Source organism: Albimonas sp. (genome assembly GCF_055129145.1).
In genome coordinates this window covers 1-10,864 of record NZ_JBSRTQ010000141.1, presented here as the reverse complement: position 1 = coordinate 10,864, position 10,864 = coordinate 1, and the positions used below count along the sequence as shown (strand labels likewise).

Sequence of the window (10,864 nt, the reverse complement as noted above, 5' to 3'; positions counted from 1 at the left end):
GGTTTCCATGGCCGCGCCCAGCGCGGTTTCGAGCGCGGCCACGTCCCCGCCGAGCCCGAGCAGCGTGAGAAAACCGTCGCGCGGCTCCACGGTCATCTCCTCCGCGCCAAGTTCGCGCAGTAAGGCCAGGGCCAGCGTCTCGTTGGCCTCGCCGCCGCGCCAGGTGAGCAGGACGCGGTCGCCGGAGCCCTCGGTCAGGATGCGCCGCCGCGCGAGGCCGAGCGTGGCGTAGTCGCCGCGGGCCTCGCGCAGCATCTCGGCGGCCTCGGGGTCGAGGAAGACGGGGACGCCGTCCTCCGCCAGCACGTCGCGCATCCGGGCGACGATGCGGTCGTGGACGGCGCCGACTTCGCCGCCGAAGAGGGGCGGCTTGCCGGTCGGATCGGGCGAGACCTCCACCTCCCGCTCCCGGTCATGCACCGCGTCGATGCGCCAGCGGCGGCCGGCGAAGATGATGGTCATGCCCGGCATCAGCAGGGAGACGATGGGCAGCGTCCCGAGGGGGCGGCCCTTGTGCAGCAGCCGGTATTCCTCGGGCGTCTGGAAGACGGCGTAGAAACGGTGGCTCTCCACCAGGCGCTCGCCCTCGCGGCCGAGCATCAGGGTTCCGTAGGGGCCCTGTTCGATCAGCGCCACCTCCGGGTCGCCGAGGCTGCGCAGGACGCGGGCGAAGAGGTCGACGCTCACCCGGCCGAACGGGCCGCGGCCGCAGAGCGTGAGGAAGAGGCGGCTGGCATGGGCGCCCCCGCGCTCGGCGATCACCGAGAGGATCTGGTGGACCAGCGTGGAGAGGTGCAGCGCCTCGGGCCGGGGCGGCTCGCACCATCCGGCCAGCAGCAGGTCGACGGCGGCGATCGAGCGCAGCAGGTTGAAGCGGAGGCGGTCGGGAAGGGTCATGTCGGCGGCTATATCGCGCTCGGTCACGTAGAGGCGCAGCACCGCGGGCCGCCCGGCGCGGCGCCCGGAGCGGCCGAGCCGCTGGCGCAGCGAGGCGACCGAGTAGGGCGGGCCGATCTGGGCCACGCAGTCGACATGGCCGATGTCGATGCCGAGTTCGAGCGTCGAGGTGCAGACCGCGGTGGTGGGCAGCCGGCCTTCCTTGAGGCGTCGTTCCAGGTCGACGCGGTGTTCCCGCGAAAGACTGGCGTGGTGGGGCAGGAATTCACTGGGCAGCGCCGCGTCCTCGCAAAGGGTGCGCAGGCGGTCGGCATAGGTCTCCACCCGGCCCCGCGAGCCGGCGAAGAGCAGGTTCTGCTTGCCGCGAAGATGGGTGAAGATGTGCTGCGCGATCTCGGCTTCGGCGCTGGCGCCCTCCGGGTCGTCGGCCTTCGGGGCGGGCGCGCCCGGGACGGCTTTCGGCTTGCCGCCCACACGGTAGGCGCGCAACTGAAGCCGGATCTCCGCGCCGGCGCCGGCGTCGTCCTCGATCAGGGCCACGCCCTCCGGCGCATCCGGGCGCAGGTAGGCGCGGGCCAGCGACATGTCGCCCAGCGTCGCCGAGAGGCCGATGCGGGGAACCCGCCGCCCGGTGGCGAGCTCGATCCGGGCGAGGAGCGAGCGCAGATGCACCCCCCGCTCGCTGTCGAGCAGCGCATGCAGCTCGTCCACGACCACCGCATCCAGCCGCCCGAACAGAGCCGGGATCTCCAGCCCGCGCAGCACGAACAGGGCTTCGAGCGACTCCGGCGTGATCAGCAGCACGCCCCGCGGATTGCGCCGGGCGCGGGTCTTCACTCCCTGCGCGATGTCGCCGTGCCAGGGATGCACCGGCATTTCGGCGTCGCGGCACAGATCGTCGAGCCGGGCGAACTGATCGTTGATCAGCGCGCGCAGCGGGCCGATGTAGAGCAGGTCGAAGCCCGGGCCCTCGGGCCGATCGTCGGCCAGGGCGCGCGAGATCAGCGGCAGGAACGCCGCCTCCGTCTTGCCGCTGGCGGTGCCGGCCGCGATGATCGCGTCCCGCGGGCCGTCGATCAGCGCCGCGATGGCCCGCTCCTGGATCGGCCGCAGGCCCTTCCAGTCCTGCGCCCAGATCCATTTCCGCACCGGCCGCGCAAGCCTGCCGAACCCGGCCGAGGCCCTCCCGTCAGAGCCGGAAACTTGCGAGCCCATCGTCGCTGCCCTCCGTCGCAGGCGCGCCCGGAGCCTGCGCTTCGTCGATGTCCGAGAGGTCGTCGCCCGTCTCCGCCACGATCTCGGTCTCGCCGATCAGGGCGCGCCAGTCGGCATCGGGGTTCTGCTCCAGCACCGACATCAGGCTGACGAAGGCCTTCACCGAGTTTCGGGGCGTGCGGAAATAGGCCTCGCCTATACGCTGGGAGCAGTGGGCCATGAAGGCCCGCAGCGCCTCGTCCGGCAGATCGGGGCCGTCGCCCGACGCGAAGACGCGGCGGATGTTCGCCAGCAGGACGAAGAGATCCTCGGGCGTCAGGTTCGCCAGCCGCAGCACCGGGCCGGACAGGTCCACCAGCCCGTCGCGGGCGAAAGCGTTCTCCATCAGCCGCGATTGCAGCGCCTCGTAGCTGTAGAGCCCGCGGCGGCTGTCGGTGAGAAACTCCGGCGTGCCGCCGAGCATCACGCCCATATGGCTGGCGCTGCCCTGCAGCACATCGTTGAGGATGCGCAGGATCTGCTCGTAATTCGCGTTCCGGGCCTGAGAGTTGGCGAGCTTGTAGAGGTTCACCATCTCGTCCAGCGCCACCACCAGCCCGGCATAGCCCGCCTGACGCACGAAGGCCGAGAGCAGTTTCAGATGATCGTAGACCCCGGCGTCGTCGATGATCGTGCGCACGCCGAGCGCAGCCCGCGCGTCGGTGCGGGTGGCGAACTCCGCCCGCAGCCAGCGCAGGGCGTTGGCCTTCAGGTCCTCGTTTCCGTCCTCGTGGCCCTTCCAGTAGCGGGCGATGACGGTGGCGAATTCGTAGCCGCCGGTCAGCTCCTCCAGATGGGCGAGCTTGCGGCGGATCATGTCCTCGGGCGACAGGCCCTCGGCTTCCGCCTCGCGCATCGCCTGGCTGACGAAGCGCTCGACGATGCTGGGCAGGGCGCCGCCCTCGGGCTTGGAGCGGGTGGCGGCGTTGCGGGTCATCTCGGCGAAGAGCGCCCGGGCCTGGCCGCCGGTGGCCTGGATGCGCCGGTCGGGGGCGAGATCGGCCGAGATCACCACCATGCCCTTCTGCAGCGCCACCAGCCGGACCAGGTTGAGGAAGAAGGTTTTTCCCGAGCCGTATTCGCCGATGACGAAGCGGATCGCGGCGCCGCCCTCCTCGATCCGCTCAAGGTCGCGGATCATCTCGGCGATTTCGCGGTCTCGCCCCACCTGGATGTGCTGGAGGCCGACGCGCGGCACCACGCCGGCGCGCAGGGCCTGAATGATCGTGTCGCGTTCGCGGCGCTTGATGGCCGGTCGGTCCATGTCCGTCCCCCCATTTGTTCAGGCGGTCGCCGCGATGCGGGCGGCGACCTCCGGATTGATCTCGTAGCCGTCGTCCTCTTCGAGGAAGGCGTCGTCATGGGTGTCGAAGGCCCATTCGTTCAGCGTCTCCATCGCGCCGGCCGGCATCAGGCCGAGCTCGGCGGCCAGCGCGGCGAAGGCGTCCTCGGACCAGCGGGGCGTGGCGAGCAGGCGGTAGGCGAGCCTCGCGTGGATCGGGTCGAGGCCGGCGAAGCGGGCGTCGGCATCGGGTGGGGCGCTATCCGGCGCCTCGTCCTCCGGCTCGTCGTCCTCGGCGAAAATGTCGTGCAGCACGCTGGCGACCCGGGCGGTGTCGGCCATCACCGCATCGATCCGCGCCTGGTCGAGCGTGACGCCCGCGCCGCCCGCCGATGCGGCCTGCGGCGGGCCGGGAATGGCGAAATCCGGCTCTCCCGGCTGCGCGGGTCGGACGGTGGCGGGTTCGGCCCCGGTCATCATGGCATGCAGATGCCCGTGCATCAGAGAGGGATCGAGGCCGAGCGCCCGGTGTATTTTCTCCAGCGCCCCCATCTCCGCCCGGTCGAGCGTGCCGTCGGCGGCGGCGACCGCGGCGGAGAGGCGGGCGAGCGCCATGCGCGCATCCTCCGGCATTTCGCCCACCTGCTTGCGGAACATCCCTGCCTCGGGCGGAACCGCGAGCGACCAGGTGAGGTTCGCGCGCAGGCGCGCCCGCTCGGACGCTCTGATCCCCTGCGCGGTTTCGATCCGCGAGGCGAGCGCCGCACGTTCGTCGGCCGAGACCTCGCCATCCGCATGGGCGACATGTGCGCCGACGATCACGCCCAGCAGAAGCGCCCGATAGGCAGGGCTGGCCTGATCCAGCGCGTCGTCGGTTCCGGGCAGGCGGAACAGCACGGCCGGCTCATCGATCCGGGGCGCGCGCAGGGCGAAGCGCGGGTCGGGTGCGAAGCCGATGCCGAGCGCGCCCAGCGCGTCGGCGATTCCCGCCAGCCGCTTCTTGCCCAGTTTTTCGGCGGGCGCGCCCTCCAGACGCTCGACCAGCTCGGCCACCGGGATCAGGCCGCCCGCCTCGATCCGCGCCTCGGCCCAGTCGCGCAGGGCGTCGAGTTCGGGGCAGGGGAACGCGTCCCGGATGGTTTCGGGCAGCAGGGCATGACCCTCGACCGTGCCGCGCCCGTCCGGATTGCGGCCAAGGAACCGGCTGAACTTGCCCAACTCCTCCTCCGCCACGTCGGCGAGGCGGGCCAGCGCGTCGATGGGGGCGCGCAGCCCGGAAATTTCGGGGACAGGGGGGACCTTGGAGGTCAGATCGACCGTGAAGTCGCCGGAGGCGGCGCGGTAAATCGCCCTCATGGTCTTCTTCGGCAGGCGCGGTCGCATCCCCTCCGGATAGGCCTCGCGGAACTTCGCGGCGAAGAGCGCGCGGAACTCGGGCTCGGCGCGGGTGGCAGCGGTGCGGAAGCGGATCTCCGGGTGGGTCGCGAGCCAGGCGAAGGCCCAGTCGGCGTCGAGGGGCTGGCCCGCCTGAAGCCGCCGCCCTATGGCGAGCCGGACCGAAAGCGGAATCTCTCCCCATCCCTCCCGCGTTGCCGGAGGTGAGGATTCCGGCGCTTCGGCGTCAAGAAAGGCGGCCGCGTCGAGCAGCGCGCCCATGTATCGGCGCACGGACCCGTTGTCGCCGAAAAGAGCGAGCAGGGTCTCGGTCTCCTCGATCAGCCGGCGACGCCCCACGAGGTCCTCGAAGCCCTCGAAGAACCTGCGCTCGATCCCGTAGAAGTAGAGGAAGACGTAGCCGACGCCGATGCGCACGTCCCGCGCCCCGTCCGCCAGCCAATCAAGATAGGTCGCGCGGGCCCCGGGGGAGATGGAGGAATAGCTCGGCCAGTAGGGCAGCAGACCCCCCTCCGCCTGGAGACCGCGGGGCGCGACTGTAAGCGTGGGGTCGATCAGGTCCTTGGGGATCTGTGCACCGCGCTGCGGGCGTCCGACATGGACCATCCCGGGCAGCCATCGTCCAGCAACGACGACCTTCATGCCTTGCGGATGCCAACCGGACGCGTCGGGTCTCGGCTGCGTAGACTTCGTGGCTGGGGGCGTCGACGGCGGGTCGGGTGGCGACTGGCTCGCCGGCGACAAGAACGTCGTGCCCTTCGACTGAAGCGGCGCGTAGGGAGGCGGCGCCCGAAGCGCCTCTTCATCCTCGCGCAAGGGAGTCGATCTGAGCGGAGGATCGATCGGGGGCGTATGCGAGGCCGTCGAGGCGAGCCGAGCAGGTCGGTCAGGAACCATCGAGACCGAAGCGGGCTTGGTCGCTGGCATGGCCGACGGCGTGCGCGGAGCCGAAACGAATGGTTGCGAGGGTTCAGCGAAAGCGGACCACGGCGTCGGAGTTTCCAGCGCCCGGCCAGGCGAAGCATCAGCGACGACGGACCACTGCTCCGTCGGCTCCGCTTTCGACACCGCAACCTCAGCGAGGTCAGCCGACCGCGCCGGCTGCGAGGGGGCTTGCTCCGGCGTCATTCGAAGCGGCGGATCAGTCGGCCGCTGCCGAGCGCTTTCCACCTCCTGCTCCGACCTTGACCTCCGCATCGTCTCGGCGAGGGCCGCCTCCGCCCGCGCTCGGCGCGATCGCCGCCGGATCAGCAGCGCCACCGCGAAAACACCAAGGGCGGCGAGCAACAGCCTTGGCAGCCCGTCGAGATCTTCCGCCTGTTCGACCGAGACGATCGAGACAGCGGGGACGCTCACGCGTTCATCCCGCACTATGGTCTCGGGCGAGCGCTCGAGGCGTCTCGTCACCAGAGCCTCCACGGTCAAAGACGTTCCGGTTGGCGAGGCCGGCCTCTCAGATTTCGGCTGCGGAGAAGACTCCGGCTCTGGCTTGCTCACGTCGATGGGTTGCGCCGTCTCGACCGGAGCGGGCGAAGCTTCCGCGGGGGGCGGCTGGTCCCCCTTGCGGCCGATGGGCTCCGCCGGCGCCTCCTCGAACAGCGCCTCCCGGGTGGCCTCGTCCAGAACGCCGGTGGACGGCAGGCTATTTGATTTCTGGAATTGCTCGATCGCGCGGCGCGTCCTCGGGCCGGGATGACCGTCGGGCGGTCCGGGATCGAAGCCTTTGGCCCGGAGGAGGCGTTGCGTTTCCGCCAGCTCTTCGCTTTGGGCGAGAGCATGCATGGGAGTGACCGCGAAGGCGAAGCCGATCCGGAGGAAAAGACGCCGCTCCATCGTGGCCGCCTCCTCAGTCACACCGCCTGCAATGAATTAATCCTGAACCTGCATCCCTTGTCATGAGGCCGCAAGTGAAATCCGCAGCCCGTCATCTTCGGTGAATTCACATCTGCACACGGAGCAAGGGCAAAACTCCTCAAGTATCAGATCCTCGGTGTGAAATTAATGCATGCTGCTTGGTATTGTATGGACGAATATGATTGGATTTGTGAGTAATTTGCCTCGGGATCAACTGCGGATCGCCGAATGCTGAACTTTCAGCTTTGCGCAGAGCGCCTGCGGCGCTGAATTTGCTCGTTTTCAATATACCGCACAGGTTTGTTAAACTCCATATTCGTTGAAATCTGGTCGCGCGGATCTCAACCAGCAACCCCGCGGAGCGTCCCCACCGTCCTGTCGGAACGGCTCAGTTCGTTCTGGATGATACTCTGCTGCAATAACGCCGCTTCGTCCTTCAGCATTTCCTGCAGTTCCACAGCCTCCTCCTCTCTGAAGCCAAACTGTTCTTGGCCAGGGCATCCCCCGCCGACACCTCCTCGTCCGTCATCCGATCGGGGACCTGAACCTCGCCGGTCCCACGTCGTCGACGATATCGTCATCCTCGGAACAGGCTGCTACGGTTCAATCTCTTCCAGCCGCTTACCCTGGAATGACCTTGCAGATCATCTCGAGCATGCGGGCGTCGCGCTCGATGACCTCTTCGATCAGGGCGCGGTCGGGGCGGTCGGGGTCCTCGATGAGCAGGGCGCGCAGGTCCTCGAGGTCCTGCAGGCACTCGCGTTTTCGCGCGCGCAGGGCGTCCCAGGCGGACTTGTCCTCGCGGGTCATCGGGCCGCGGATCTGGACCAGGCCGGTCCGCATGTCGATGACGATGTCGTCGGGATGGGGCAGGGGGGCGGGGCCGGTGACGCCGAAGGTCCGGCGGCGTTCCAGCTCGCGGTCCCACTCGACCTTGTAGGTGATCGCGGTCTCCAGCCATTCGTCGTGGAGGCGGCGGTTGGCGCGCTCGGTGGCGGCGAGCAGTTCGGTGAAAAGCTCCTGGGACCGGGCCCGGCCCTTGGCGGCGTTGATCGCCAGCGAGCGGATCACGGCCTGGGCGATGGGGATGGTGACGTTGCGGTCGCCGTCGCGGACCTGGATGGTGCGGTAGGCCTCGTCGAGGACGATGTTCTTGAGGCGCTCCTCGTGCAGCCCAGGGCGGTTGCGGGAGCCCTTCGGGCGGCCGCGCGGATTGCCCGAGACGCCTGGCTTGAAGCGGGTGGCCTTCGGCGGCCTGGCGTAGCCGACCTCGTAGTCGGCGGCGGCGGCGGCGGCGGCGCCCGGGCGCCCGGCCCGGAGCGCCTTCTTCGCCTCGTCCTCGGTCATGCGGCGGCCTCCGTGGCGCCGGCAGCCGGCCAGCCGCAGACGAGACGCTCGGCGTCGTCCTTGGCCCAGACCTCCCAGCGGCGCAGGATGCGGTCGCAGTAGATCGGGTCCAGCTCGCACAGGAACGCCCGGCGGCCGGTCTTCTCGGCGGCGATCAGGGTGGAGCCCGACCCGCCGAACAGGTCCAGCACGATCTCGCCGCGGCCCGAGACGTCCTTGATGGCGTCGACGATCATCCGCACCGGCTTGACGGTGGGGTGCAGGGCCAGTTCCTCCATCCGGCCCGCCCGCATGGTGTTCACCCCGCGGTATTCCCAGACATTGGTGCGGTAGCGGCCGTGCTGGCCGAGCTCGAAGGCGTTGACGTGGGGCGCGGTCCCGACCTTGAAGGCGAAGATCAGCTCGTGGCGGGAGCGATAGAAGGTCCCCATGCCGCCGTTGTCCTTGGCCCAGACGATCAGGTTCTTCATCTCGGCGTAGACGTCGCGGCTGGCCTCGAGCACCTCGGTCATGTGCCGCCAGTCCATGCAGACGAAGTGGATGGCGCCGTCGAGGCTGTGATCGGCGATGTTGCGGAAGGCGGTCTCGAGGAACGCGGTGAACTGAGACGAACTCATCTCGCCGGAGGCCATGGCGAACTCGCGGTGCTTGATCTTGCCCGAGCCGCCGACGTGGCCGTCGATGGGCACGTTGTAGGGCGGGTCGGTGAACACCATCCGCGCCGCCTCGCCGCCCATCAGCAGCGCGACGACCGAAGGATCCAGGGCGTCGCCGCAGACCAGCCGGTGAGACCCGAGCTGCCAGACATCGCCCGGCCGGCAGCGCGGCGGGCCGTCCGCCACCGGCGCGTCGTCAGCCGGGTCGCCGGGTTCCTCGGGCAAAAAACCCCTCGATCAGCCCGTCGATCTCGGGGATCGAGAAGCCGGTGAGGCTGACGTCGAACTGCATCTCCTGCAGGGCGCCCAGCTCCTCGGCCAGCAGCTCGTCGTCCCATCCGGCATTCAGGGCGAGCTTGTTGTCGGCGAGCACATAGGCCCGCTTCTGCGCCTCGGTCATCTCCGAGAGCAGGCGGCAGGGCACCGCCTCCAGCCCCAGAAGCTTCGCCGCCGCCACCCGGCCGTGGCCGGCGAGGACGGTCATGTCCTCGTCGATCAGCACCGGATTTGTAAAACCGAATTCCCGGATGCTGTCGGCGATCTGGCGGACCTGCTTCTTCGAATGGGTCCGGGCGTTCCTCGCCCAAGGCCGCAGCCGGTCCGGCGGGATGAGGCGCAGCGCCTCGTTGCGGGGGGATGCGCCATGGCGCGGTCCTTTGCTGCTCGATGTCGTCGGGCCGACTCATGGGATCGCCCGCTTTTGTCAGATACAAAAAACGCTCGCCTTGCGTAACAGGAATGTTATGACTTCGTAAGATCATCAAAACATCGCGCAGGGAGGCCGGCCATGTCGCTGGGCCGCAGGATCAACGAGCTGAGGCTGAAATCGGGCGAGTCCCTCCAGGACGTCGCCACCGCCGTCAGCGTGTCGAAGGCGCATATCTGGGAGCTGGAGAAGGGCCGCACCGACAACCCCTCGATGGGGCTGGTCACGCGGCTCGCCGATCACTTCAAGGTCTCGCTGAGCTGGCTGGTCGGGGAGGACGTCGACGCCCCCGACGCCGACGACGATCTCGCACGCATGTTCCGCCAGGCGCAGGAGCTGAAGCCCGAGGATCGCAAGATCCTCGACGACATGCTGCAGTCCTTCCGCAGGCGGCGCGCCGATCGGGAATGACGCTGTCGCTCGACCGCATCGAGATCGAGAGCGCCGGCTCGGATCCGGTCCGGCTGGCCGATGCGCTGCTGCGGCAACTGCCGGATCTCGCCGGGCGCGTTCCGATCGACGAGATCGCGCTCGCGCTCGACATCTTGGAGATCGTCGAGGCGCCGCTGGAGGGGATCGAGGGCTGCCTGCAGACCGACCGTCTCAAGAGCGAAGGGCAGATCATCGTGCGGGCCGGGCGCAACCGTGGCCGCCGCCGCTACACCATCGCCCATGAGCTCGGGCACTTCCTCAACGAGCGCCACAAGCCGATGGGCGACCACGGCTTCGCCTGCACGGCGCAGGACATGCGGTCTCCCATCGGGGAAGGCATCCGCCAGCGCCAGGAGCGCGAGGCGAACGCCTTCGCCATCGAAGCCCTGACGCCCCGGCGACTGCTCGGGCGCCACCTGAAACGCTCGGCCGACCTCGAGCACGCGCTGGCCATGGCCGGGCGCTTCGATGTCAGCCGGGCCGCGGCGGTCCGGCGCTACGTGGCGCTGCACGAGGAGGTGCTCGCCATCGTCTTCACGCGCAACGGCGAGGTGCTCTACCTCGACAGGAGCGAGACCTTTCCCCGGACCTCGGCATGGAAGGGCGACGCGATCGGCCACCTGCTGACGGCGTCAGGCGCCGACCGTCTGACCTGCATGGAAGAGGTCCGCCCGGAGGACTGGCTCGCCGGCCGGTTCCGCGGCGGCGCCTTCGCCCAGACGCTGCTCCAGGACGACGGCTACGCCATGACGCTCGTGCTCGCCGAGCCGGAGGGCGGGGATCGGTGGCGGCGAGGTGAAGCAGTCTTCGTGGATCTTGCATACCTATGACGCGACGCGCTTTTGGGAAGAGCTTGCAGGGCGCCTGCGGTCTTGCTCAAGATGCGTCGCGCCACCGGCCCATCGTCCGAGCCGACCAGGAGACGAGGCGATGCACGCAGCAGGCCAACCGCCCGAAGCCGTCGACCTGCTGGTCACGGCGGATTTCATGTATCCGGTCGACGGCGCCGACACGGTGGTGCGCGACGCCGAGGTGGCGGTC

General features: G+C 69.3%; 9 protein-coding genes and 1 pseudogene. 3 read left to right on the top strand and 7 right to left on the bottom strand.

The features are described 5' to 3' along the window. The 3 genes from ACTB72_RS17530 to ACTB72_RS17520 form a co-directional block, all read right to left on the bottom strand. On the bottom strand, positions 1-2,046 hold a 2,046-nt coding region (locus ACTB72_RS17530), incomplete at its 3' end, for a DEAD/DEAH box helicase (RefSeq protein WP_463038298.1). Between the two features lie 40 nt (positions 2,047-2,086). After that, entirely contained in the window at positions 2,087-3,415 is a 1,329-nt protein-coding gene (locus ACTB72_RS17525; protein WP_463038297.1) for an ATP-binding protein, read from the bottom strand. Positions 3,416-3,433: 18 nt separating this feature from the next. Further along, positions 3,434-5,434 carry a TerB N-terminal domain-containing protein gene (locus ACTB72_RS17520; RefSeq protein ID WP_463038299.1) on the bottom strand — a complete coding sequence of 667 codons (2,001 nt, stop codon included), beginning with the start codon at positions 5,432-5,434 and terminating at the stop codon, positions 3,434-3,436. Positions 5,435-5,468: 34 nt separating this feature from the next. On the opposite strand from ACTB72_RS17520, the gene ACTB72_RS17515 reads away from it, so the two are divergent. Then, entirely contained in the window at positions 5,469-5,594 is a 126-nt protein-coding gene (locus ACTB72_RS17515; RefSeq protein WP_463038300.1) for a hypothetical protein, read from the top strand. A gap of 842 nt (positions 5,595-6,436) precedes the next feature. Here ACTB72_RS17515 and ACTB72_RS17510 read toward each other — a convergent pair. The 4 genes and pseudogenes from ACTB72_RS17510 to ACTB72_RS17495 all read right to left on the bottom strand — a co-directional run. After that, positions 6,437-6,610, bottom strand: a pseudogene (locus ACTB72_RS17510) (peptidoglycan-binding domain-containing protein); the annotation flags it as partial. Positions 6,611-7,303: 693 nt separating this feature from the next. Continuing rightward, positions 7,304-8,029, bottom strand: a complete 726-nt coding sequence (locus ACTB72_RS17505; protein ID WP_463038296.1) for a DUF5681 domain-containing protein — start codon at positions 8,027-8,029, stop codon at positions 7,304-7,306. Beyond that, a complete protein-coding gene (locus tag ACTB72_RS17500) occupies positions 8,026-8,910 on the bottom strand; it encodes a DNA-methyltransferase (RefSeq protein WP_463038295.1) in 885 nt (294 codons plus the stop codon). Before ACTB72_RS17500 ends, ACTB72_RS17505 begins: the two co-directional genes overlap by 4 nt. Continuing rightward, positions 8,882-9,169: a ParB N-terminal domain-containing protein gene (locus ACTB72_RS17495; RefSeq protein ID WP_463038294.1), complete on the bottom strand. Its 288-nt coding sequence runs from the start codon at positions 9,167-9,169 to the stop codon at positions 8,882-8,884. Before ACTB72_RS17495 ends, ACTB72_RS17500 begins: the two co-directional genes overlap by 29 nt. Before the next feature lie 303 nt (positions 9,170-9,472). On the opposite strand from ACTB72_RS17495, the gene ACTB72_RS17490 reads away from it, so the two are divergent. Then, positions 9,473-9,802 (top strand): helix-turn-helix domain-containing protein, encoded by a 330-nt coding sequence (locus ACTB72_RS17490; protein WP_463038293.1) that lies wholly within the window; start codon positions 9,473-9,475, stop codon positions 9,800-9,802. Continuing rightward, the gene (locus tag ACTB72_RS17485; protein ID WP_463038292.1) at positions 9,799-10,653 is read left to right on the top strand and encodes an ImmA/IrrE family metallo-endopeptidase; all 855 of its coding nucleotides are present in this window, start codon (positions 9,799-9,801) and stop codon (positions 10,651-10,653) included. The genes ACTB72_RS17490 and ACTB72_RS17485 overlap by 4 nt, the downstream gene beginning before the upstream one ends. Positions 10,654-10,864 lie beyond the last annotated feature (211 nt).